This window comes from Bacillus sp. FSL W8-1202, assembly GCF_038006165.1.
Taxonomy (GTDB): Bacteria; Bacillota; Bacilli; order Bacillales; family Bacillaceae; genus Bacillus; species Bacillus subtilis.
Genome location: NZ_JBBOUR010000001.1, coordinates 876988 through 902712, shown reverse-complemented (window position 1 = coordinate 902712; position 25725 = coordinate 876988). Strand labels below are relative to the sequence as shown.

The window sequence follows — 25725 nt, the reverse complement described above, 5'->3', positions numbered from 1 at the left end:
AACGTTTGTTTTTACCTTTTTAAAAGATTTAAGTGAAATTAAACGGAAAAATGAATATTCAAAAGTTGAAAGGGATGATTTAATGGCTGATAAACATACAAAAGAACAAAGAAGAAAAAACATGCAGGCTATAAAATCACAATCTAAGTTAGAAGCTAAAGCAACTGCTGAATTATGGAGAAGAGGAATGCGTTTTAGAAGGAATGTAAAATCTCTCTTCGGAAAACCTGATATTGCAATAAAAAAATATAAAATAGTGGTCTTTATAGATTCTTGTTTTTGGCATGGTTGTGACATTCATGGAAATATGCCAAAGAGCAATAAAGAATATTGGGAGGCAAAACTAAAACGCAATAAAGTTAGGGACAGTGAAGTAACGTCTTATTACAAAGAGAAAGGATGGAATATCTTAAGGATATGGGAGCATGAATTTAAGAAAGATTTTAACATGGCAATAGATAAAATTGAAAAGTTTATAAAAGAAACAAAAGATGAATTCTCTAAAAGACACTAAGAGGATTAGTTATCCAGGTTTTAAATTGTTTCTCTTAAATTAATTCCCATTGAAATAACATTTTCCCCCTCGAAATTTAGATAGATCCTAATTTTATCGAATTGAATGAGGTTAATTAACCTAGATACATAGTCCTTTGTATGCTGGATTTTAATCAGGAGAAAATAAAACAAAGAGATAAGTAGATATTTAGGTTTATTCAAATCCTTTTCAAGACAAACCTTTTTACCTATTTATCCAATATGACCCATCATGTAATATGAAAATAGTCTGTATTGTAAAGGATTTACACAGTTTGATAGAAACACGAGGTGTTGCGGCATGCATAGTGAAATGTTGTTACATTCGGTAAAAGCCGACTTACATGAAAAACAGGAACAGATCCATCAATTAAAACGAGTGCTGCACGAAATCAGGCAAATCAAACACGAATTCTCTGAGGCCCAGCATCTCATTCACCGGCCTCATCTTAACCGGGAGGCATGGAGAGGAACACATGCTCAGCGGTTTGAAGATATTCGTGAAGGAATGAACAAAGCATATCAGCAAATCAAAAGCGATCAAGTCAGCGGAATCATCGAAAGCATAGAAGGAAAAATCCACTCATTAGAGGGCGATGTCTATTCCATAAGACGCCAAATTACGAGGATAGAGCATGAAATAGAGAAGGAAAAACATAAAAAGTGAGGTGAGCACAAATGGCACAGGAAATTAAAATGGTGTATGGCACAGTGAAGCAAGGGCTTTCTCAGCTCAAGAATTCAGCTGCACTCAAGTCCTCCTTGCCCGGCCATCTCTCAGGCAGAAACCATTTGAATGTTGTGAAGTCCATCGAGCAATTAAATAAGGACATCAAAGAGCTCACTGAAGCATATGCGTCTGTTCTGGCCAAGCATATCGCACAAACGGAAAGCGCGGTAAACGCCATGAAGGAAACGGACGAAAACATATCATCTTCCATGAAATAAAGCGCGGGAGGACAAGGGATTGAAAACATTAGATGTCCACGCTCTTCACGAGGGCATTCAGCATACGATTGAGAAACTGGACAAGCAAAAACAACAGCTGGAGAAGCTGGAAAAAAGCGTTGAGCACCTGGCAGGCATGAAGGATGCGCTGAAAGGAAAAGGCGGAGATGCCATCCGGACCTTTTACGAGGAGTGCCACAAGCCTTTTCTCCTTTTCTTTGGTATGTTTATCGACGAATACAAAAAAGTGCTGAAACAAACCCAGCATGCGATTTCCTCAGTAGAATCTGACTCCCACGGCATGATCGCAGAGGCTTTTCTCTCACACGACGCAAGACACGGGGTCAAGCATGCACGAGAAGTGACAGAACAGCTCACTGACGCAGTCAATCGCCAGACATCAGCCATCGGCCACATCGTCAGCTTGCCGGCAGTCAATGATACCTTTTTCCGAATGGAAACAGAACAGGCTGAGCGGCTGATTACAGACACCCTGCATAAGCTCTTTCAATTTGACGGCCAGCAAACCCAAGCACTAGAAACCGCAAAATCAGATTTTCAAACGATGAAAAAATACATGGATCAGCTTGAAACCATGTACACCGGCCCGAAAATTGAAATCACGGGCTACAAAAGCGGCTCCATCCTGAAATCACAGGAACAAGAAAACATCAACCAAACCTTCGGCGCGATTAACCCGCAAATGAAGCAGCCGGATGATTCACCGATGGAGATGATGCTGAAGAAATTAGCCGAGAATGAAAAGTCTAAAGTGGATTCAGTTGTCAAAACGGGTCATTCTAAAAAGGTAAGTAAAAATATCATCGTTATCAATGGTAAAGTGTATAATACGAGTGAACATAGAGAACATATAAAAACTGATTTCTCAAATGCAGAGGTTAAGCAAGTCGTTTATAATGATACACTTTACAATGTATACATATCTGGTAATGACATGAAGCTTGAACCTGTCGTCTCGCTTTCGGACATTAAAGTGGATAAGAATGGATATGTGAAAATTTTAGAGACGGCTGTAGAACTTACCGGCGTGTATGATCTTTTTAAGGCAGCCACGGGCAGAGATCCGGTATCAGGCGAAAAAGTCACAGGGAAAGACCGTGTTGTTGCCTCCATAAACTCAGTACCATTTGCCAAAATAGCTAAGTTAGAAAAGTTAATAGATATTAATAAACTTATTAATGATGGGAAAAAGGCTAAGAAGGCTTCGGAAGTTAAAAACGTTGCTAAGGATACGGGTAATGGTGTACCTTCTTATGGAAAGAAGTCAGTACCTAAAGGACCTTACAGAGAAGTACATGGATTCCCAGTTAAAGTAAAGCCAGGTGCTCAAGAGAAACATATTCCTAATACGCCAAATTACAAACAAGAAATAGCAAATGGTAAAAACAAGAGTATTTTCTATGGTGATAATAAAACAGCACAGGAATTGCTTGATAAGTTTGCAGGAAAAGGTCAACTACTACCAAACGGTAAAAAAGAAAGAGTAGACTTTGGTAAACCAATTGGAAAATACTATGATCGTGATACTGGTGAATACATTGAAACTACTAGAGGAATGATTCATTACGGAAAAGACGGAGCGCATATAGTGCCTTCAGAACCATTAAAGAAGTAATAAGAGGAGGATATACATGGAATATGATCCTTTAATAAAAGCGTTAAAAGAGTATAAAGATAGTGACTTGATAATAGAGTGGGATAGTGGATTAAAGATTATTGGTGAACCAGACACACTCTTTGAAACAGACAATGGGTTGGATGACGATGATGTGAATTTTATCGAATATTATGCAGTTACATTTCAAGTAAATGATATTTTAGCTCATCCTACTAGTGAAGAAAGTAGTTTATATAATTGGTTAATACAAAAGAAAGGTTCATTAGTTGAAATTTCACTTTATGATGATCCGCCAAGTGCAGTTTTTTTAACTGACGGAGAAAGTATATGGAAAAGGGATAGTCAAAAATAAAACATATACCTTGATGGGCTAATGCCTTTCAAGGTTTTTTACTTTTATATTAAGTCAGCTGATATATTTGATAGTATTTTCGGAAAAATAAAACAAAATATACAAAATGGCTTACCGTTATAAAAAATAGTCCTTATTGAGCAATCACCTTAGTCAACACCAAAAAATGAAAGCGTTGACATCCCGCGAATCTAGTGCTAAAGTATACCTACAAACAAATAAAACGACCCGTCAGGATTGTTACTGCGAAAGCAGGCAAAACCTAAATGGTGCAGGTGCAGGAGGAGACTCTCGCAATCTGTGTCATTTAGGTTTTTTTATTCTCTTTTAGGAGGTGATGCAGCATTTGATACAAAAAAAGCTGGTGAAAGGCGGCCACCTTTCATCCAGCAGTCCCCCCATAAAAAGGAGGTATACACATGGATTATGATAAATTATCGAAGGACATATTACAACTCGTAGGCGGTGAAGACAACGTTCAGCGCGTGATCCACTGCATGACGAGGCTGCGTTTTAATCTTCATGACAACGCGAAGGCGGATCGCAGTCAGCTGGAGCAGCTGCCGGGGGTGATGGGCACCAATATCAGCGGCGAGCAGTTTCAAATCATTATCGGAAACGATGTGCCGAAGGTGTATCAGGCGATTGTGCGGCACAGCAATCTCAGTGATGAAAAGAGCGCTGGTTCATCCTCTCAGAAAAAGAATGTGCTGAGTGCGGTCTTTGATGTGATTTCTGGTGTGTTTACCCCGATTCTGCCTGCGATTGCGGGAGCGGGGATGATCAAAGGGCTTGTTGCGCTGGCAGTTACGTTTGGCTGGATGGCGGAGAAGAGCCAGGTTCATGTCATTTTGACGGCTGTCGGTGACGGCGCGTTCTACTTCCTGCCGCTCCTGCTAGCGATGAGTGCGGCGAGAAAATTCGGAAGCAATCCGTACGTAGCGGCAGCCATTGCGGCGGCGATTCTGCATCCGGATTTGACAGCCCTGCTCGGTGCGGGGAAACCGATTTCCTTTATCGGGCTTCCTGTAACCGCTGCCACTTATTCGTCAACGGTTATCCCGATTTTGCTGGCGATTTGGATTGCTTCGTACGTAGAAAAATGGATTGACCGTTTTACACACGCATCTCTCAAATTGATTGTGGTTCCGACGTTGACATTATTGATTGTCGTGCCGCTGACATTGATTACAGTCGGTCCGCTTGGCGCTATTTTAGGAGAATACTTGTCTTCTGGGGTCAATTATTTGTTTGATCATGCAGGGCTTGTGGCGATGATTTTGCTGGCGGGTACATTCTCTTTAATCATTATGACGGGCATGCACTATGCCTTTGTGCCGATCATGATCAACAACATCGCTCAAAACGGCCACGATTATTTACTGCCGGCTATGTTTTTGGCGAATATGGGGCAGGCGGGAGCATCATTTGCCGTCTTCCTTCGCTCCAGAAACAAAAAATTTAAATCACTCGCGCTTACCACAAGCATCACGGCGCTGATGGGGATCACAGAACCTGCGATGTATGGCGTGAATATGCGATTGAAAAAGCCGTTTGCGGCCGCTTTGATTGGCGGTGCAGCCGGTGGCGCGTTTTACGGCATGACGGGTGTTGCTTCCTATATCGTCGGAGGTAATGCAGGTCTCCCAAGCATCCCTGTCTTTATCGGCCCAACGTTTATTTACGCGATGATCGGCCTTGTGATTGCGTTTGCGGCGGGAACAGCAGCTGCGTATTTGCTTGGATTCGAGGATGTGCCTTCTGACGGCAGCCAGCAGCCGGCACTGCATGAAGGCAGCAGAGAGATCATTCACAGCCCGATTAAGGGAGAAGTGAAAGCCTTAAGTGAAGTCAAAGACGGAGTGTTTTCTGCCGGGATCATGGGAAAAGGATTTGCCATAGAGCCTGAAGAAGGAGAAGTTGTGTCGCCTGTTCGTGGAAGCGTTACCACCATTTTTAAAACAAAACACGCAATTGGCATTACGAGTGATCAGGGAGCTGAAATACTCATACACATTGGATTGGACACAGTGAAGCTGGAGGGACAATGGTTCACGGCTCACGTCAAAGAAGGCGACAAGGTCGCACCGGGAGATCCGCTCGTGTCCTTTGATCTGGAGCAAATCAAAGCCGCGGGATATGACGTCATTACCCCGGTGATCGTGACCAACACAGACCAATATTCATTTTCGCCGGTGAAAGAGATCGGTAAAGTACAGACAAAAGAAGCGCTGCTTGCTTTATCTTGAAAAAACTAATGGGGTGATCAATATGAGTTCAAACGCAAAACGATTTCCAGAAGGATTTTTATGGGGCGGCGCAGTTGCTGCCAACCAAGTGGAGGGTGCTTATAACGAGGGTGGTAAGGGGCTTTCGACAGCTGACGTATCGCCGAACGGGATCATGTCTCCATTTGATGAATCAATGACTTCCTTGAATCTGTATCACAACGGGATTGACTTTTATCATCGTTATAAAGAGGATATCGCCTTATTTGCAGAAATGGGATTTAAGGCGTTCCGCACATCGATTGCGTGGACGAGAATTTTTCCGAATGGCGATGAAGAGGAGCCCAATGAAGAAGGCCTCAGATTTTATGATGATCTGTTTGATGAGCTGTTAAAGCATCATATTGAGCCTGTCGTAACCATCTCTCATTATGAAATGCCGCTCGGTTTAGTGAAAAATTATGGCGGCTGGAAGAATCGCAAAGTCATAGAGTTTTATGAACGCTATGCCAAAACGGTTTTCAAACGCTATCAACACAAAGTGAAGTATTGGATGACGTTCAATGAAATTAACGTGGTGCTCCATGCGCCGTTTACCGGAGGCGGTCTTGTTTTTGAAGAAGGAGAAAACAAATTAAACGCGATGTACCAGGCGGCACACCACCAATTTGTGGCCAGTGCTCTTGCTGTCAAAGCGGGTCACGACATCATTCCTGATTCGAAAATCGGCTGTATGATAGCGGCAACGACAACCTATCCGATGACTTCTAAGCCGGAGGATGTCTTCGCGGCAATGGAGAATGAGCGCAAAACACTTTTCTTCTCAGATGTTCAGGCAAGAGGCGCATACCCGGGATATATGAAACGCTATCTGGCAGAAAACAATATTGAAATTGAAATGGCTGAAGGCGATGAAGAGCTCTTGAAAGAACATACTGTGGATTATATTGGATTCAGCTACTACATGTCGATGGCGGCGAGCACAGATCCGGAAGAGCTTGCAAAATCAGGGGGCAACCTGCTGGGCGGAGTCAAAAACCCTTACCTCAAATCATCAGAATGGGGCTGGCAGATTGATCCGAAAGGCTTGCGCATCACGCTCAACACCTTATACGACCGTTACCAGAAGCCGCTGTTCATCGTTGAAAACGGCCTTGGCGCTGTAGACAAGGTTGAGGATGACGGCTCAATTCAGGACGATTACAGAATCAACTATCTGCGTGATCATTTAATTGAAGCGCGCGAAGCCATTGCGGACGGCGTTGAATTAATCGGATACACATCATGGGGGCCAATTGACCTTGTCAGCGCATCTACTGCGGAAATGAAAAAGCGCTACGGCTTCATTTATGTAGACCGGGACAATGAAGGAAATGGAACATTTAACCGCATCAAGAAAAAAAGCTTCAACTGGTATCAGCAGGTTATCGCCACAAACGGAGAGAGTATCTGACAATTTTTTGAAAACTCATGCGCTTCAATTGACAATAACGAAATGCAGGCGGACAATAAAAGAGAAAGATGAACCACCCACAGTCCGAAAGGCGGGAAGAGCATGTTTAACAAAATGTTAGTAGCGATTGACGGATCAGACATGAGTGCAAAAGCGCTTGATGCCGCAGTGCATTTGGCAAAAGAGCAGCAAGCGGAACTAAGCATTCTTCATGTGGGGAGAGAAGCCGTCGTCACGACTTCTTCTCTGACGGGAATTGTCTATGTGCCTGAACACTTTATTGATGAAATCAGGAACGAGGTTAAAAAAGAGTGCCTGAAAATCCTTGAGAATGCAAAAGAAAAAGCAGCCGAAAAAGGCGTTCAAGCTGAAACCATTTACGCTAATGGCGAGCCGGCGTATGAGATACTAAATCACGCAAAAGAGAAAGGCGTCAGCCTGATTGTAGTTGGCAGCCGGGGGATCAGCGGCCTGAAAGAAATGATGCTTGGAAGCGTCAGCCATAAAGTGTCTCAATTATCAACATGCCCGGTTTTGATTGTTCGATAGATTTGTAAAAAAGCGCCCAAGGGCGCTTTTTTTTATTTAGAATAGAAGTGTTATAATATCTGCATGTAAAAAAGAGGAATTCTATGTGTAGATTTCTGAATTCATAAAAAACAGTTTATGCTATGCAGTACTGGAGGTAGAATACGTTTGATGCAACAGGATCTTTCCATATCGTCAAAACAAAAATCAACAGCCGTAATCAAAATGGTCATCTCTATGGTGATTTTCGGCTCCATCGGCTTTTTCTCAGAGCATACCAATCTGCCGTCATTTGAATTGGTCTTTGTCCGCTGCCTTTGCGCGACGCTGTTTTTAGGCCTTTGCTGGCTGGCGTCCGGCCAGTATAAAACTGAAAAATGGAGCAAGAGAGACGTGCTGCAAACATTGGTGTGCGGTTTCTTTCTTGTATTCAACTGGGTGTTCTTATTTAAGTCTTTTGAAGAAACGTCCGTTACAATTGTCATCTCCGTTTATCATCTAGCGCCGGTGCTTGTTCTTCTTCTGGGTAGCTTCCTCTACAGAGAGAAATTAAATGTGATCTCCGTCAGCTCCATTATCATCTGCTTTCTGGGAACTGCGCTGATTTCCGGGATTAACGGCAGCACTTCATTGACACAGCTGATGGGATCAGGGATCATATGGGCCGTTCTCGCCGCGCTGTTTTATGCGTTCACTACTTTATTGGGAAAAGGCATTCAAAACCTCAGTCCTTATACGACCACCTTCCTGCAAACGGGTTTAGGGGTTATCATCCTGATTCCATTTATTCACTTTGGCGCTTTTGCTGACCTGTCTCAGGGAAACTGGATTATGGTGGTATCTACCGGCATTATCCATACGGGTATTGTATATTTGTTGTTTTTTGACAGCTTGCGATTTTTATCAACGAAATTTATTTCAATCATTGTATTTCTTGACCCCGCTGTCGCGATCGTGCTCGATACCGTCTTCACAGGTTTCCGCCCTGACCTCTATCAAACGCTCGGCATCGTGCTGATCTTTGCGGGCATGGCCTTGACGCTTGTCAGGAGGAAGGGGAAGGAGAATGTGGCAGCTGAAGGTACGGATATTGAACAAATCCAATAATGAAAAAATGTAAAAAGGCCTATGCGGCCTTTTTTTATTTTAGGTCAATAGACTCTCGTTAATCCTTAAAACAAGATAAATTTTCTAGAAAAATATTGTAATAATATTTCAGTCTAGTTAAGATTATTGAGTGAATATTACTTTTATTACAAAAGGAGAGAGAAAATGAAAAAAAGAAAGAGGCGAAACTTTAAAAGGTTCATAGCAGCATTTTTAGTGTTGGCTTTAATCATTTCATTAGTGCCAGCCGATGTACTAGCAAAAACCACAGAAGAAGAGAATGGAAATCGTATTGCTGCCGATGATCCAGAAGAAACTCTTCAGAAAGAACAAACTGAGGAAGCTGTACCTTTTGATCCAAAAGATATAAACAAAGAGGGTGAGATCACCTCTGAAAGAACAGAAAATACAAAACTCTATTATGAAGGTGACGGTGTCTATAAACAGGAAGTATATCTTGATCCTATTCATATAAAGGAAACACCTGATGCCGACTGGGAAGACATTTCTCCTGAGTTAAAAGAGTCGACAAGCAAACAAGTCGAGACAGAGAACGCCATTTTGAATTCAGATTTTCAAAAGCAAATGAAGAACGGGCTTTACGCGACTTTTGAGCATAATGACCATAAGGTTACATATTCACTTGTAGAAGCGAAAGGCCCGAATAAAACTTCACTTACTCCGAAAGATACCTCAGCAGATTATAAGACTGACAGTAATGAGATTGTATATCCGGATGTTTTTCCGAATATTGATCTTCAGACTTTCACATTCAATGAAAACATAAAAGAAGATTTAGTCCTTCATCAGTATGATGGATACAACACATTTACATTTCAGTTAAAAACCGATTTGCAGGCTAAAGAGCAAGAGGATGGATCCATTGATTTTTCTGATGAAAAAGGCAAAGTTGTTTTTTCTGTGCCTAAGCCTTTTATGACGGATTCAAAACTAGATGAGATTTCCGGCGAGGTTGAACGGTCAGACAAAGTCAGCTATAAGCTGGAAAAGAATGAAGAAGGGTATTTGCTTCATCTTACGGCAGACGAGAACTGGCTGAAAGACCCGGAACGCGTATATCCAGTTTCTATTGACCCGTCAACTTCTTTATCTGTTTCATCGGACACGTTTGTCATGAGTGCCTACCCGACGACGAACTATTCGGCCTCCTCACAAAAATGGGATGCTAATTTAAAGGCCTATGTACTGAAAACGGGCTATTATGACAAAACAACAGGCACAAACTATGCGTTCATGAAATTTAACAACCTAAAGCCAATTCAAAATATGACTGTCACTAAAGCTACATTAAAAACATACGTAGCCCATTCCTATTATGGAACAAAGGCAACCGGTCTTTGGCTGGATACGGTAAACAGCAATTATGATAATGCAAAAGTGACATGGAACACCAAACCGGCATCTAAAAATATCGGAAAAGCCGACGTCCATAAAGGACAATGGGCGAGTTATGACGTGACTGCTGCTGTAAAGTCATGGAACTCTGGCGGGGCCAACTATGGATTTAAGCTTCATACAAACGGAAACGGCAAGGAGTATTGGAAAAAACTAATTTCTTCAGCGAACTCCGCCAATAAACCGTATATTGAAGTGACGTATACCATACCAAAGGGAAACACCCCTACAATTAAAGCTTATCACAACGGCGATTTCACAGGTTATTTCGATATCAGTTGGAAAAAGGTTGAAGGCGCAAAAGGATATAAGGTATGGATCTACAATGGTAAGGAATATCAAGCGATTTCTGCAGGCAACGTCACGTCGTGGAGCACAAAAGGGAAAAAAATCTGGCCTACGAGCGCAGAAATTGCCTCCAAGAGATATAAACTGCATCTGGACGGCAAGGATGGAGCTGAATTGGCATTAGATCCATCCCCGGTCTATAAGAATTCCGGCGGAAGCTATGCTACAAGCAAAAACTACTGGATTGGCGTCAGTGCAGTATTTGACCAAGGTGAAGGAGCGATGTCCGCACCGGCAAAGCCCGTTATCCCTAATGTAGGAAAAGCACAAGCACCATCAGCAAAGGGCTACAATAATGGGAATGCCACAGGTTATTTCGATCTTTCTTGGAAAGCTGTATCTGGTGCAACCGGCTATAAGATTCAGGTGTTCAATGGGAAAGGCTTTGAGACACTTGATCTCGGAAATCAGACGTCTTGGACCACAAAAGGGAAAAAGATCTGGCCGACAAGTGCAGAAATCAAGGCGGGAAAATATGCTCTTCACCTAAAGGACGGGAGCGGAGCAGGGCTGCCGATCAATCCCGGCCCAACTTATAAAAACGCCGGGGGAGATGGAGCCAAAAGAAATTACTCGTTTAAAATTATCGCATACAACAAAGACGGCGAATCCATTGCATCACCGGCTGCTAACCCGGCACTTCCTGATATCGCTAAGCCAAAGAATTTAACTGGCTATTTGTATACAAATACAAAATCGAGTCAAACGGGCTATGTGAATTTGATATGGGAAAAGGTTCAAAATGCGAAAGGCTATAAAGTTAACATTTACAACGGTAAAGAATATCAATCCTTTGATGTGGGTGACGCGGATCATTGGACAACCCAAAATAAAAACATCTGGCCGACTTCTGAGGAAATCAAAGCCGGAAGCTATAAGCTTCATACAGATGGAAAAGGCGGGGAATTAGCCCTCGATCCGTCACCTGTCTATAACAATGCAAATGGAAATTACAAAGGGAAGGAGAATTATTCTTTCACGCTTGTCGCTTATGATGCGAATGGTGAAACGATTCCGACAGCGCCCTTTAACCCAACGTTCCATGAAGGCGCAGAATTCCTTGGGACAGAAGAATACTGGTCTATCATTGATATCCCAAGCGGCCAGTTAAATGGTGCGACAGGCAATGTCATTGTGAATGAAGAAGATTTGTCAATTGACGGACGCGGTCCGGGACTTGGCTTATCGAGAACCTACAACAGTCTTGACAGCTCTGATCACTTATTTGGACAAGGCTGGTATGCTGATGCAGAAACATCTGTCATCTCAACGGATGGCGGGGCAATGTATATCGATGAAGACGCTACGACACATCGATTCACGAAAAAAGCCGATGGCACGTATCAGCCGCCGACCGGTGTATATCTTGAATTAACAGAAACTGCTGATCAGTTCATATTAAAAACAAAAGATCAAACCAATGCTTATTTCAATAAAAAAGGCGGTAAGCTTCAAAAGGTAGTGGATGGCCACAACAATGCAACCGTCTACACTTACAACGACAAAAATCAACTGGCAGCCATTACAGATGCTTCAGGCCGCAAGCTTACATTCACATATGATGAAAATGGCCATGTGACTTCCATCACCGGACCTAAGAATAAGAAAGTCACCTACTCATATGAGAATGATTTGTTGAAGAAGGTTACGGATACAGACGGGACTGTCACAAGCTATGACTATGATGGCGAAGGGCGCCTTGTCAAACAGTATTCATCCAATAGTACCGAAGCAAAGCCTGTCTTTACCGAATATCAGTATAACGGACACCGTCTCGATAAAGCGATTAACGCTAAGAAAGAAACATATGTCTATAGCTATGATGCTGATAAAAAGACGCTTCTCATGACACAGCCGAATGGCCGGAAAGTACAGTACGGCTATAATGAAGCGGGAAATCCGATTCAGGTCATTGATGATGCGGAAGGGTTAAAAATTACAACGAATACAAAGTATGAAGGCAACAATGTTGTAGAAGATGTCGATCCAAACGACGTCGGCACCGGAAAAGCAACGGAAAGCTATCAATATGACAAAGATGGCAACGTTACGTCTGTTAAAGACGCATATGGAACTGAGACATACGAATACAACAAAAACAACGATGTCACAAAAATGAAGGATACCGAGGGCAATGTCACGGATATTGCTTATGACGGACTGGATGCTGTATCCGAAACCGATCAGAGTGGAAAATCATCGTCAGCAGCCGTTTATGATAAATACGGAAATCAGATTCAATCCAGCAAAGATTTATCAGCTTCAACTAATATTTTGAAAGATGGAAGCTTTGAAGCGCAAAAATCCGGCTGGAATCTGACTGCTTCTAAAGACAGCGGCAAAATCTCAATTATCACCGATAAAAGCGGAGTTCTTTCCGGATCAAAGGCATTGGAAATCTTGAGTCAATCAACGTCTGCCGGAACCGATCACGGGTTTTCCTCAGCGACACAAACAGTTGAGCTGGAGCCGAATACAACCTATACATTAAGCGGGAAAATCAAAACAGATCTTGCGAAATCAAGAGCCTACTTTAACATTGATTTGCGAGACAGAGATCAAAAACGAATTCAATGGATTCACAATGAATACAGTGCATTAGCCGGAAAAAATGACTGGACAAAACGGCAAATCACTTTTACGACTCCAGCAAATGCAGGAAAAGCCGTTGTGTATATGGAAGTCGATCATAATGATAAAGATGGCAAAGGAAAAGCATGGTTCGATGAAGTCCAGCTGGAAAAAGGCGAAGTATCGTCAAGCTATAACCCAGTTCAAAACAGCAGCTTCACATCAGCGACGGAAAACTGGAATGTAAGCGGAGCATCCGTTGATTCTGAAGAAGGCTTTAATGATGATGTATCATTAAAAGCTGCCCGGACCAGTGCGTCCCAAGCCGGATCAGTAACAAAACAAACCGTTGTCTTAGGGCAAAGCGCAAATGACAAACCGGTTTATCTCACACTGACAGGAATGTCGAAAGCAAGCAGCGTCAAATTTACAGATGAAAAAGACTATTCTCTGCAGGCGAATGTCACTTACGCTGACGGCAGCACAGGCGTCTACAATGCGAAATTCCCTTCTGGAACACAGGAATGGAACCGGGCAGCTGTCGTCATCCCTAAAACAAAGCCGATCAATAAAGTAGATATTAGTATTCTGTTCCAAAAGAGTGCGACAGGCACAGTCTGGTTTGATGATATCCGTTTGATTGAAGGAAGCCTTCTGACTAAAAGCACGTATGACAGTAATGGCAACTATGTGACCAAGGAAGAGGACGAACTAGGTTACGCCACTTCAACTGATTACGATGAAACTGGTAAGAAAACGTCTGAAACGGATGCAAAAGGTGAAAAAACATCCTATACGTATGATCAGGCAGACCAACTGACAAACATGACGCTCTCCAACGGCACTTCTATCCTTCACAGCTATGATAAGGAAGGCAATGAGGTAAGCAAAACCATCCGGGCGGGAGCAGATCAAACCTATAAATACGAATATGATGTGATGGGCAAGCTTGTCAAAACAACTGACCCTCTGGGCAATGTGCTAGCAAGCGAATATGATGCCAACAGCAATCTGACCAAAACCATTTCACCGAATGGCAACGAAGTATCTCTTTCTTATGATGGAACAGACCGGGTGAAATCAAAGTCGTATAACGGTACAGAAAAGTACAATTTCACGTATGACAAAAATGGAAATGAAACGTCGGTCGTTAATAAAGAGCAGAACACCACAAAGAAACGGACATTTGACAATAAAAACCGTTTAACCGAATTGACTGACCGCGGCGGCAGTCAAACTTGGACATATCCTAGTGACTCCGATAAGCTGAAAACCTTCTCGTGGACTCATGGGGACCAAAAAGGAACGAATCAATTTACGTATAACAAGCTGGATCAAATGATTGAGATGAAAGACAGTACATCTTCATATTCATTTGATTATGATGAAAATGGCAACGTCCAAACCTTTATTACGGGCAACGGCGGCGGAACAAGTTTTTCATATGACGAAAGAAACCTTGTAAGCTCGCTGCATATCGGTGACAAAAACGGCGGAAGCATTCTGACGGAAAGCTATGAATATGATGCCAACGGCAATCGCACAACGATAAACAGCTCAGCAAGCGGCAAGGTGCAATATGAGTATGGGAAGCTGAATCAGCTTGTCAAAGAAACCCATGAAGACGGTACTGTCATTGAATACACATATGATGGATTCGGGAACCGGAAAACCGTTACAACTGTAAAAGACGGCTCAAGCAAAACGGTGAACGCTTCCTTCAACATCATGAACCAGCTGACAAAAGTCAATGATGAAAGCATCTCCTACGATAAAAACGGCAACCGCACATCCGACGGCAAATTCACATATACGTGGGATGCAGAAGATAACCTGACCGCCGTTACCAAAAAAGGCGAAGACAAGCCATTCGCAACATATAAGTATGACGAAAAAGGAAACAGAATCCAAAAAACCGTCAACGGAAAAGTCACGAACTACTTCTACGACGGAGACAGCTTGAACGTCCTGTATGAAACAGACGCGGACAACAACGTCACAAAATCATACACGTACGGAGACAGCGGCCAGCTGTTATCCTACACAGAAAATGGCAAGAAATATTTCTATCACTACAACGCTCACGGCGACATCATCGCGATCTCAGACAGCACCGGAAAAACGGTTGCCAAATATCAGTACGACGCATGGGGAAATCCAACAAAAACCGAAGCAAGCGACGAAGTAAAAGACAACCGCTACCGCTACGCAGGCTACCAATACGACGAAGAAACCGGCCTGTACTACCTCATGGCCCGCTACTACGAGCCAAGAAACGGCGTGTTCCTATCGCTCGACCCAGACCCAGGCAGCGACGGAGACTCATTGGATCAGAATGGGTATGCTTATGGAAATAATAACCCTGTGATGAATGTTGACCCGGACGGGCATTGGGTATGGCTTGTGGTAAATGCCGGATTTGCAGCCTATGATGGATATAAGGCATATAAATCAGGTAAAGGATGGAAAGGTGCTGCTTGGGCAGCTGCTTCTAATTTTGGTCCTGGGAAGATATTTAAGGGTGCTAGTCGCGCCTATAAGTTTACGAAGAAGGCAGTTAAAATCACAGGTCATACAAGACATGGACTTAATCAATCTATAGGAAGAAATGGAGGCCGTGGAGTCAATTTAAGGGCCAAACTGAATGCTGTGCGAAGCCCTAAAAAAGTAATAAAACAACCTAATGGGGCAACGAAATATGTTGGAAAAAAAGCTACAGTTGTTTTAAATAAAAGGGGTAAAGTAATCACAGCTTATGGAAGTTCAAGAGCTAAGGGTTCTAAACACGTATTCCATACACACGGAAAAGGAAATAAATCTAAGAGAAGGCGTTAATAAGGTTAAGCGAGGGGGGGATGACAACTACCCTCACTTAAACTTTAAATGAGGAGGAAATATGGCCAAAATAAAAGATGATTGTATAGAACTTGAATTAACACCGAGAAGGTATCAAGAGTTGGACGATGATCCATTTATTTTATCTGTATTTGAATTGTTGGAAAATAAGAAAGCCGTCGTTCGCGATTTTTCTGCTGTTTTATTAGAAAGTGAATATAAGGTGTTGATATCTGGGATCGAAACTATGATAAAAGGAAATCAAGACAGTATCAGTTTAGAGACTATTGAACCATTCTTATTTCTTAGTATTGATCAAGAAAACGGAAATTACAGAATTAAGATTAAAATTATATTTGATGATTATAAAGAAAGTAAGTCGAACTCCAACTTGTTCGAAATTAATTGTAATGAAGAAAAGCTAGAGTCTTTTGTGACCGCTTTAAAATTAAATCTTGAAAATACAAAAAATCCTTCTAAACTTCCTTAATTATAAATAATTTCTGCATTGGATAAAAATGGGGCATTTATTGATGGAACATTAAATAAGAGATGTTACCATCCTCTCTTATTTGTATGACAAAAGAATCTAAAAATATAGAATTGATTGGGATGAAGAGGATTTGCCAAAAAGGTTCCCAGCGTTTTGTGAAAAGCCCACTGGGTGAGTTTTAAGCAGTTGAAGATAAAGCTTGTATCGATAAGCGATACAAGCTTTTTTAGAACAAATCTAAACATGAACGACAACGAAAACAAGAGAATGATGAATCAATTTAAAAGAACTTGAGAAATTGACAGCGGAGGGAATGCGGCTCATGCAAAAAAGATTGATCGAAAAACTCGCCGAGAATAAAAGACGTTTATTGATGAGCGAAATCAAAGAAAAACTAGTCCCTTGTGCAGAAAGAGGCTTCACTTATCGTTTTGCTGATCTGGCGCAAAGCAGGCAATTGCTTGAGCTGGTTTTATCAAATTCAATACCAGCCAACACCCGTGAGGTTGATGCCCTCGAAAAAACGGAAGCGAAACAGCTGATCTGGAAAATATCTCAGTCATATGTTGCTTACGATGACCGGGACGTTCTGCTGTTTCATCAATACAGCAGCGAAATTGGTGCGTTAGTTTGTTCTTTTGGAAAATGTCTCAAGCACCTTGACTGCTTATTGGAGTGTATTGAGTTCGATGAAGGGATTCTCAATCATAGTTTTATTTTGGTTGAGCCTAAGTGCCAGTTTGGTTTATGTATATTGCACACGGAATACGGATGTGAGCTTGTTTATTGGTAGATTGGAAACCTTTTGGAACATATCTTTTACGGAAAAAGCTTCAATATCTAAATATCAGTACGGTGCTTTGCATACTAATAAAAAATCATTTAGTACTTGAATACGTGGTGATCAAATTGAGCGAGACAAATCTAATAGAATGCATAAATAAAATCAAAAGTGTCTTAAATGGACAAACAACAAGAGAAGAAGTGTCGGATTGGGCTGGAACTTATGTTTATGCGGATGACCCCGAAGTAGAAGACGATAGAGTCTGGGATATGTTAATCCTTCTAAGTGGGATTGATTTGAAAGATTCATCAGAAACTTATTTGCATTCAACAGATGATTTAAATGATTGGATCAAACAATATACGGAGTAATTTGTTTTCTGCTTGGTGGCAAGGCGTTATTGTTTAAAAAGAGGCAGGGGATGACAATGTATCAAACGATTAATGAATGGGTTGATTATATAGATAAGGGGTGCAGTGTCCTTCATTTAGATTTTAATGTGTTTAAAAAAGAACTCTCACTTGATATTAAGGTTTTTGAAGATGAAGGTGAATATACGCATAAAATTTCATTTCAAAATGTGGCATCCGCTTATTATAGTGCAGATGTTGGCGACATGAGATTGGAAAAAATAGATCCGGAAGAATACAATTGGCAAGTATTTGAGATGAGTTATCATCCAGAAGGAATCGGGAATCTATCAAATTCTATAATTCCGGAGTATCAATCAAATGCTAACTTTCTTATTGACATGAACAGAATGCTGATTGCTATAGAAGCTGAAACAGTTCGCTTTGATGATCAATCGTTTTATGCATACCAATTAAACACTAAATGATTTAAGGCTGAATTGGAAAGTAGATTTATCCCAAAACGATTAATGAAACTAGGCTGTCCGTTACTAATAGCTAATAAATGGTTTATTCTTATCATTTCATTTCGAACCTAGGAGCATAACCAATGAAAAAATTAAAATTGAATAAAATCATCAACGAGAACACCCAAGATTGTTTTTTCCATGCTGATCCACAGGGGCGTGTCTACATTGGAAAAGGGTTGAAAGGTGGTATCACCATTACAATCTATGATCCTTCCGGTGATGTTCGGGATTTTAGAGTGAAAGAGCAGATTTCATACAGTGATATTCTGCTCTTTCAACAATGTGCAGATGGCTATGTCTTCGTTTATTACGAATCGTACGAGCCGAAGGTAAAGGTTTTTTCAGAAGAGGGAAGGGTGAAAAGTGTTTTTCACTTGCCTTCAGGGGTTTCCTGCTGTCTTTTGGATGAGAAACAACAGCTTTGGGTCGGTTTATGTGATGAAGGGATTTATCATGATGAGAATCCCAACGGCCATAGTGTGTGGTGTTTTACGTTAGATGGTCAGCAGAAGGAAATACACATTGATAGAAAGCTTGAAGAAATGGATGCGCCTGCTGTAGATGATTGTTATGGACTTGCAGAAAAAAACGGCTTGATTTATATGCTGTATTACGGAGATGCAGTCATTGCCGCATTTGATGAAACGGTCGTGAGACGGGTGTGGATTCTGTCGGATAAAGAGCCGAACTCAGAAGCATTTTATCAGCTTGCAATATCTGAAGAAGGTTTTTTGGTTGGGACGTTCAATTGTTACAGTGAAGAGCTTGAGTCGTCTCTTTATTTGATTTCTGCCGATGTGAGTCAAGAGATGGAAGAGATAACATGCTGTGACTCGAACGGTGAAGCCCTAGACGTTCAACAGCTGAAACTGACAAGTAACGCTGTTTACGCAGTGGCCTCATCTGGTGTTTATAAGCAGGATGTCCAATAAGGTGTAGGGATGAGATTATGATGAATTGGCGCGCTTTAAGTCAGACAAAACAAGACCGCATCTGGTCAGAAGTGAACAAGATCATAAAATGGAAACCCGGAAGCAGATGTCATCACATCATCCCGTCTGATCCATATCGAGTGTTTGATATCTCAAGCGCGATGAGCAGTAAAGCTGGTCATAATGATGTGAGCGGAGTGCTAAGTGATTTAGAGACTTCTATTTTAAAAGCATTTCAATCATGTACTGGAAAGAACGATGTGATGTACGCATTAGACTGGCAGCATGACGGATATACCTTTAGTCCTCATCAGGCAATGCCTCAGGATGAATTTGGTGAATGGCCTGTTCCGGTATTTCCAAACGGAGACTATTATTTCTTCTTTCATCAGGACTTCTCTTGGGGACTTTTGGGAGACCCGTGGAAATGTACAATCACAGTGTTTGGTGAGGAGCTGTTGGAGGCGATTGATCATGATCCGCCTATCTTGTTTCAAGATAAATGAGATTGTTGCGAAGGGAGGGGATCAGCATGTTTGAAAAACTGAGAAAAAGACAGCAAGAGCTTGAAGAAAAGGCATACCCTGATGAACTGTACGAATTTGAAGCGGAAATCTATGAGTTTTTTATGCTTGTTGATGGCAGTTTGGATTATGTGCTGGCGAATAAAAGGATGCCCCGGCATCAGCGGCGTACGTTGGAGAAAAGCTTTTTTGAGCTTTATCCTGACATACTTCCGGGTATGATCAAAAACGATAAAGATCTGTATCAGCACATTCTCTTGTATGAACAAGTCAGACAAGAGATTTCCGTTGCGCTATCCAACTGATAAGGGGAAGATTTTATGGAAATAACCGCTATAAGCAGTATCGGCAATTTGGACATGATCGCTCTTAAGCCTTACCAAGTTGTTATGTCATGTGAGCTTGAAGATGCAGAGTCATTTTATCGTATTTGGCAAGGGCTTGACTATGAGCAAATCATGATACAAGTGATAACGACTGGTTCATTTATAGAAGACCTGTCCGAGTACTTTGAAGGTTATGCTTACAAGGTGACGAAGTTGGCGAAACGAGAATTCCATTTCCAATGCATATTACATGATGCAGACCGGGACATTGCAGGCTTTCTCTTTCTGTTAGCTTCTATAAATGACGATGTTTTTCTGATCACTGATCCTCAACCGGATAAAAGCTATTTTTCAGAAGGGAAGCTCCATTGTCTAACGGACTCAGGCGAAGGGATCATGTGGTTTGAATATGATGCTGTTGACATCTATATGGTTAGCGGTAACTAAAAATAGGAGGAATTCATTTGAATATCACACAATACGAGAAATTGAAAAAGCATCTTTCTGATGAGGATACAGGTCCATTTACATTAAACGAGTTTTCTTTCTATATGAAAGAAGATGATCGTTATATTCAAATTCCTGTGTTTGAATGAAAACGATCAGCTCAAACCTGTGACATTCATTTGCGGTTTGAAGACATTAGTGCATCAAAGCTGGATGACCTTGAATCCATCGATGCGGTTGAGTTGGAGATTGAACCGACTGACGATCAATGGGAAAGACTCCGTTATTATGTGTATGACGAAGAAAACCAAATAAGCTTCTATTGCGGAGGTTGGGATGTGATCAAGTGTGACAAGAAGTCACACTAATTTTCCCCTTCTTGAGACTCTCCCCTCATTTTTATTCCTCAACGCAATTTTTTTCTCCCTTCAGTCATCATAAAGAAACAATCACCGAGTATGCATTAATGTATGTGTTTTCATAGAGGGGGAGTCTTGATGAAAAAATGGATGGCAGCGGTTTTTGTGATGATGCTGATGCTGTGTTTTGGCGGGAATGAGAGTGTGAAGGCGGCGGAGCCGAAGGTGTATCAATTTGACTTTGGAAGCGGTTCGGTGGAGCCTGGTTATATTGGTGTCAGGGCGTTTGATCGATATGATCGGTCAAAGGGCTACGGTTTTCAAACACCGGAGAATATGAGGGATGTGGCGGCATCCGGGACTGGTGTGAAGAGTGATGCGGTTCAGTTTTTAGCGTATGGGACGAAAAGCAATAACACGTTTAATGTGGATCTCCCGAACGGCCTTTATGAGGTGAAGGTGACGCTTGGCAATACGGCAAGGGCCAGTGTGGCGGCGGAGGGCGTGTTTCAGGTTATTAATATGACAGGGGATGGCGCGGAGGATACGTTCCAAATTCCTGTCACCGACGGGCAGCTGAATCTGCTGGTGACAGAGGGGAAAGCTGGCACCGCTTTTACGCTTAGCGCCTTGAAAATAAAGAAATTGTCTGATCAGCCGGTGACGAACCGAACCATTTATGTCGGCGGCGACTCGACGGTGTGCAATTATTATCCGCTCAACAGCAGCAAGCAGGCGGGCTGGGGGCAGATGCTGCCTCACTATATCGATAAACACACCTTTCAAGTGAGAAACATGGCGTCCGGCGGGCAGATCGCGAGAGGGTTCAGAAATGATGGACAGCTTGAGGCGATCCTGAAGTATATTAAACCGGGAGATTATTTTATATTGCAGCTTGGCATTAATGACACAAATCCGAAGCATAATGAATCTGAAGCGGAGTTTAAAGAGATGATGCGTGATATGATTCGTCAGGTAAAAGCGAAAGGAGCGGACGTCATCCTATCAACGCCTCAGGGCCGGGCGACCGATTTTACTTCTGAAGGCATCCATTCGTCTGTAAACAGATGGTACAGGGCCTCTATTTTAGCTTTGGCCGAAGAGGAAAAAACACACCTCATTGACTTAAATGTCCTCAGCTCGGCATACTTTACATCGATCGGTCCGGAAAGAACACTCGGGCTTTATATGGATGGAGATACGCTGCATCCGAATCGCGCGGGGGCCGACGCACTGGCGCGATTGGCTGTTCAGGAGCTAAAACGCCAGGGAATCGATGGCTTTTAATACATCACTTTTCGACAAAACACATATGCCTTCGTCAATTAGAGTATAATGAGAACATCTGCAAGAGACAGGAGTTTATACATGAGTCATTTTAAAAACTATCAAATCAGTCATGACATTTTACGAGCATTGGAAGGACTGGGATATACAGAACCGACCAAGGTGCAGCAGAGCGTGATCCCCGCTGCCCTTGAACGAAAGGATCTTGTCGTCAAATCACAGACGGGAAGCGGGAAAACGGCTTCGTTCGGGATTCCTCTCTGTGAGCTGGCGGATTGGGATGAAAACAAGCCGCAGGCGCTTATTTTAACTCCAACCCGTGAGCTTGCGGTGCAAGTAAAGGAAGATATCACGAACATCGGACGATTTAAACGGATCAAAGCGACAGCCGTATTTGGAAAATCCTCCTTTGATAAACAAAAAGCTGAGCTTAAGCAAAAAAGCCACATTGTTGTCGGTACGCCGGGACGTGTTCTGGATCATATCGAAAAAGGCACGCTGCCGTTGGATCGTCTCTCTTATTTGGTCATTGATGAAGCGGATGAGATGCTGAATATGGGCTTTATCGAGCAGGTGGAGGCGATTATCAAGCATCTTCCGACTGAGCGCACAACGATGCTGTTTTCGGCGACGCTGCCAGAGGACATTGAGAAATTAAGCCGTCAATATATGCAAAACCCGGAGCATATCGAAATCAAAGCGGCCGGGCTTACCACAAGAAATATTGAACATGCGGTGATTCAAGTAAGAGAAGAGAATAAATTTTCATTGCTGAAAGATGTGCTGATGACGGAGAATCCCGACAGCTGCATCATTTTCTGCCGAACGAAAGAGCACGTCAATCAGCTGACCGATGAATTGGATGACTTAGGATATCCATGCGATAAAATTCACGGCGGAATGATTCAGGAAGACCGCTTCGAAGTCATGAATGAATTTAAACGTGGCGAGTACCGTTACTTAGTGGCGACGGATGTCGCCGCGCGCGGGATTGATATTGAAAATATCTCCCTTGTCATCAACTATGATCTGCCGCTTGAAAAAGAAAGCTATGTCCACCGCACGGGCCGAACGGGACGCGCAGGGAACAAAGGAAAGGCCATTTCGTTTGTCACGGCCTTTGAAAAACGGTTTTTAGCCGATATTGAAGAATATATCGGATTTGAAATTCAAAAAATAGAAGCACCTTCTCAAGAGGAAGTAGCAAGGAAAAAACCTGAATTTCTAGCTAAAATGAATGACCGTCCGGAAAGCAAAAAGGACAAAAGCGAAGAGCTGAATAAAGACATTATGAAGCTGTATTTTAACGGCGGAAAGAAAAAGAAAATCAGAGCCGTTGATTTTGTAGGAACGATTGCAAAAATTGACGGTGTGTCAGCTGACGACATCGGCATCATTACGATCATGGATAACGCCTCATACGTTGAGATTTTAAATGGTAAAGGCCCTCATGTTCTCAAAGTGATGAAGAACACAACCGTCAAACGGAAAAAGCTGAAGGTGAATAAAGCGAATAAATGATGAATGACCTGCTCCCAGTTAAAGGGGCAGGTCATTTTGCTGCTGGCTGACATTGGCGCTGGTCTCCTCCGGAACAAAGGCAAGAATCACAATACCAATTACAAACAAAATGATCAGACTGAACACCGCAGTCGAGGATTTCCCGGTCAGCTGGGCTGTCACGGCAATGAGCAGCGGCCCCATAATTGAGGCGAATTTTCCGAAAATGTTGTAAAAACCGAAGAATTCATTAGCGTGGCGCTTTGGCACAAGCTTGGCGAAATAGGAACGGCTGAGGGCTTGAATACCGCCTTGCGAGGTGGCGACAAGCATAGCCAGTATCCAGAAATCAAGCGTTGTCTCCATAAAATAGGCATACACGCAGACGATCATATAAATGACGATCCCGACATACAGCATTGTCTTCCCCGTGAAGCGTTCTGCCAGTTTTCCGTATACAATCGAAAACGGCGCGGCGACCACCTGAGTGACAAATAGGATGATCAGAAGGCTTGAGGAACCGATCCCTAAATCTGATCCATAGGATGTCGACATCGTAATAATCGTGCCGACTCCGTCGATATAAAAGAAATAAGCGAGCAAGAAGAGGAAAAGTGCCCGGTATTGCCTGATCCGTTTCATCGTTTGGCCGAGCCTCTTAAAGCTGTTGATGACAATATGAGGTTCTTTTTTGATGTAATAGCGTTGATGGACATGTTTAATCATTGGGATAGTGAACAGCCCCCACCAGGCAGCCGTTATGAAAAAGGACAGCTGGCTTGCGGCCGGTACAGACACTGGAATAGTCTCCGCTTGCGCGAGCAGGATGACAGCAATACTGATGATAAATGGAATCGTGCTTCCAATGTATCCTAAGCCAAAACCCCGTGCCGAGACGAGATTCATCCGCTTCTCAGTCGTGACGTCAACGAGAAAGGAATCATAAAACACATTGGCGCCGGAAAAACCGATAGCCGATATCGTATAAAACAGCAACAATAGCAGCCAATGTTCACTAGGGATAAAGGCGAGCATCGCGGTGCTGGCGACACCGGCTGACACAAAGAAACCGAAGAACTTTTTCTTGCACCCTTCATAGTCGGCGATTGTGCCTAAAATAGGGCCGAGCATCGCAAGAATAAACGTTGAAATCGCAATGGTATAGCCCAGATAGGCAGTCGATTGAGCGGCGCTGACACCGCTTTCCGCAGCTGCTGATTTATAAAATAACGGAAATACCGCGGTGGTCACGACAATTGAGTAAGCTGAATTTGCCCAGTCATATAACACCCAGCTGTTTTCTTGTTTCGTAAAACGTTTCATCATCAGAGCCCCTCTCCGGTAACGATACTTCTATTGTACGAGAAATGGGCCTGAAAAGAATGGAATGCACGTCAATTTTTACAAAATATTTATGTTTTTTCGCTTCAAATCATACTTTTGATTTATTGCTGGGGTTAGGTGCATCTGGTACCATTTAACTATATTTTATGGTATTTTCCAGAAGGGATTCAGCAGAGAGGAGACAGAGCATGAGGCGAATAGGCTTGTGTATAAGCCTGCTGGTCACAGTTCTTGTGATGAGCGCATGCGAAAGTGAAGGTGAGGCTCAGATGTTCGCAGACTGTGATCAAAAGACAGTAAAACAAACCGCAGCCAAACCGATGAGCAGTAAGAAAAAGCAGGATTTCCAAGCCCTCGCAAGCGACAGGCAGCTGGCCATTGTGTTCAGTTCCATTATACAAGTGAGCGAAGCATTTGATTACGGAATCGGCAATCCAGAATACTTCGTGCGAAGCAGCATGACTGAAGAAGAAGCAGACATTGCGAAGGAGAATCTCGAATCGATTAAGCTTGAGAACAAATCGCTCAAAAAACAAAACAGCGAGGCGGTTGCCTTGCTACAAAAAACGCGTAATCAAGACATGAGCCGCATCGAAATTCAGCAGCTGACAGAAAATAGAGCCGCTTTTTTTGAGACCGCAGACAGTATGATCAAACTCATCAGCCAAGTCACACCGAAAAACGCGAAGAAGACAAGACAGCAGCTGGATCAGCTGAAAAAACAATATACACAATACAGCGCTGAAAGCATTAAAATCATGAACAGCATTGTCAAAAAGCAGAAAGCTGACAAGGCATCATTTGAACGCCATCTGGAGGCGCTGCTTCAAAAACAGCCCGGGCAGCAGGTACGGAGTGAATTGTACTGATCAGCTTCCGTCTTTCCCTGA

24 protein-coding genes and 1 pseudogene are annotated in these 25725 nt (G+C 42.6%); 24 read left to right on the top strand and 1 reads right to left on the bottom strand.

Going from position 1 to position 25725, the window contains the following annotated elements; genetic code table 11:
• Positions 1–82 precede the first annotated feature (82 nt).
• The 23 genes and pseudogenes from NSQ09_RS04590 to dbpA all read left to right on the top strand — a co-directional run bounded on the left by NSQ09_RS04590 (position 83) and on the right by dbpA (position 23512).
• Entirely contained in the window at positions 83–514 is a 432-nt protein-coding gene (locus NSQ09_RS04590) for a very short patch repair endonuclease (RefSeq protein WP_341030607.1), read from the top strand.
• Positions 515–835: 321 nt separating this feature from the next.
• The gene (locus tag NSQ09_RS04585) at positions 836–1201 is read left to right on the top strand and encodes a YwqH-like family protein (protein ID WP_003218945.1); all 366 of its coding nucleotides are present in this window, start codon (positions 836–838) and stop codon (positions 1199–1201) included.
• An 11-nt stretch (positions 1202–1212) separates the two neighbouring features.
• Positions 1213–1482 (top strand): YwqI/YxiC family protein, encoded by a 270-nt coding sequence (locus NSQ09_RS04580; protein ID WP_213419891.1) that lies wholly within the window; start codon positions 1213–1215, stop codon positions 1480–1482.
• A 19-nt stretch (positions 1483–1501) separates the two neighbouring features.
• Positions 1502–3118, top strand: a complete 1617-nt coding sequence (locus tag NSQ09_RS04575; protein WP_341030606.1) for a T7SS effector LXG polymorphic toxin — start codon at positions 1502–1504, stop codon at positions 3116–3118.
• A gap of 16 nt (positions 3119–3134) precedes the next feature.
• Positions 3135–3473 carry a hypothetical protein gene (locus NSQ09_RS04570; protein WP_015250873.1) on the top strand — a complete coding sequence of 113 codons (339 nt, stop codon included), beginning with the start codon at positions 3135–3137 and terminating at the stop codon, positions 3471–3473.
• A 419-nt stretch (positions 3474–3892) separates the two neighbouring features.
• Positions 3893–5722 (top strand): PTS beta-glucoside transporter subunit IIABC, encoded by a 1830-nt coding sequence (bglP, locus tag NSQ09_RS04565; protein ID WP_017697580.1) that lies wholly within the window; start codon positions 3893–3895, stop codon positions 5720–5722.
• A gap of 22 nt (positions 5723–5744) precedes the next feature.
• A complete protein-coding gene (gene bglH, locus NSQ09_RS04560; protein ID WP_306373003.1) occupies positions 5745–7154 on the top strand; it encodes an aryl-phospho-beta-d-glucosidase in 1410 nt (469 codons plus the stop codon).
• Positions 7155–7256: 102 nt separating this feature from the next.
• Positions 7257–7703, top strand: coding sequence for a universal stress protein (locus tag NSQ09_RS04555; RefSeq protein WP_046161034.1), 447 nt, complete (start codon positions 7257–7259; stop codon positions 7701–7703).
• 150 nt (positions 7704–7853) lie between these two features.
• Positions 7854–8789, top strand: a complete 936-nt coding sequence (locus NSQ09_RS04550; protein ID WP_129138094.1) for a DMT family transporter — start codon at positions 7854–7856, stop codon at positions 8787–8789.
• Positions 8790–8954: 165 nt separating this feature from the next.
• A complete protein-coding gene (gene wapA / locus NSQ09_RS04545; RefSeq protein ID WP_341030605.1) occupies positions 8955–15959 on the top strand; it encodes a tRNA nuclease WapA in 7005 nt (2334 codons plus the stop codon).
• Between the two features lie 61 nt (positions 15960–16020).
• Positions 16021–16449, top strand: a complete 429-nt coding sequence (gene wapI, locus NSQ09_RS04540) for an immunity protein WapI (RefSeq protein ID WP_003227169.1) — start codon at positions 16021–16023, stop codon at positions 16447–16449.
• Positions 16450–16774: 325 nt separating this feature from the next.
• Positions 16775–17245, top strand: a complete 471-nt coding sequence (locus tag NSQ09_RS04535; protein ID WP_095844083.1) for a YxiF family protein — start codon at positions 16775–16777, stop codon at positions 17243–17245.
• Positions 17239–17607 (top strand): hypothetical protein, encoded by a 369-nt coding sequence (locus tag NSQ09_RS04530; protein WP_009968394.1) that lies wholly within the window; start codon positions 17239–17241, stop codon positions 17605–17607. Before NSQ09_RS04535 ends, NSQ09_RS04530 begins: the two co-directional genes overlap by 7 nt.
• 50 nt (positions 17608–17657) lie before the next feature.
• Positions 17658–18074 carry a YxiG family protein gene (locus tag NSQ09_RS04525; protein ID WP_003227174.1) on the top strand — a complete coding sequence of 139 codons (417 nt, stop codon included), beginning with the start codon at positions 17658–17660 and terminating at the stop codon, positions 18072–18074.
• A 122-nt stretch (positions 18075–18196) separates the two neighbouring features.
• Positions 18197–18523, top strand: a pseudogene (locus NSQ09_RS04520) (DNA-binding protein); the annotation flags it as partial.
• Positions 18524–18595: 72 nt separating this feature from the next.
• Positions 18596–19048: a hypothetical protein gene (locus tag NSQ09_RS04515; RefSeq protein WP_341032487.1), complete on the top strand. Its 453-nt coding sequence runs from the start codon at positions 18596–18598 to the stop codon at positions 19046–19048.
• Between the two features lie 17 nt (positions 19049–19065).
• Positions 19066–19554 (top strand): DUF2716 domain-containing protein, encoded by a 489-nt coding sequence (locus tag NSQ09_RS04510; protein WP_163135978.1) that lies wholly within the window; start codon positions 19066–19068, stop codon positions 19552–19554.
• A gap of 26 nt (positions 19555–19580) precedes the next feature.
• Complete coding sequence (locus tag NSQ09_RS04505) at positions 19581–19877, top strand: YxiJ family protein (RefSeq protein WP_341030604.1); 297 nt, start codon at positions 19581–19583, stop codon at positions 19875–19877.
• A 15-nt stretch (positions 19878–19892) separates the two neighbouring features.
• Entirely contained in the window at positions 19893–20345 is a 453-nt protein-coding gene (locus tag NSQ09_RS04500) for a hypothetical protein (protein WP_029318613.1), read from the top strand.
• A gap of 17 nt (positions 20346–20362) precedes the next feature.
• The gene (locus tag NSQ09_RS04495; RefSeq protein WP_015714975.1) at positions 20363–20494 is read left to right on the top strand and encodes a hypothetical protein; all 132 of its coding nucleotides are present in this window, start codon (positions 20363–20365) and stop codon (positions 20492–20494) included.
• Between the two features lie 30 nt (positions 20495–20524).
• Positions 20525–20713, top strand: coding sequence for a hypothetical protein (locus NSQ09_RS04490; RefSeq protein ID WP_341030603.1), 189 nt, complete (start codon positions 20525–20527; stop codon positions 20711–20713).
• Positions 20714–20842: 129 nt separating this feature from the next.
• Complete coding sequence (locus tag NSQ09_RS04485) at positions 20843–21991, top strand: rhamnogalacturonan acetylesterase (protein ID WP_038428036.1); 1149 nt, start codon at positions 20843–20845, stop codon at positions 21989–21991.
• 81 nt (positions 21992–22072) lie between these two features.
• Positions 22073–23512 (top strand): ATP-dependent RNA helicase DbpA, encoded by a 1440-nt coding sequence (dbpA, locus tag NSQ09_RS04480; protein WP_341030602.1) that lies wholly within the window; start codon positions 22073–22075, stop codon positions 23510–23512.
• 18 nt (positions 23513–23530) lie between these two features.
• On the opposite strand, the gene NSQ09_RS04475 is transcribed toward dbpA, so the two are convergent.
• Positions 23531–24817 carry an MFS transporter gene (locus NSQ09_RS04475; protein ID WP_341030601.1) on the bottom strand — a complete coding sequence of 429 codons (1287 nt, stop codon included), beginning with the start codon at positions 24815–24817 and terminating at the stop codon, positions 23531–23533.
• A 206-nt stretch (positions 24818–25023) separates the two neighbouring features.
• On the opposite strand from NSQ09_RS04475, the gene NSQ09_RS04470 reads away from it, so the two are divergent.
• The gene (locus NSQ09_RS04470) at positions 25024–25704 is read left to right on the top strand and encodes a hypothetical protein (RefSeq protein ID WP_341030600.1); all 681 of its coding nucleotides are present in this window, start codon (positions 25024–25026) and stop codon (positions 25702–25704) included.
• Positions 25705–25725: the final 21 nt, after the last annotated feature.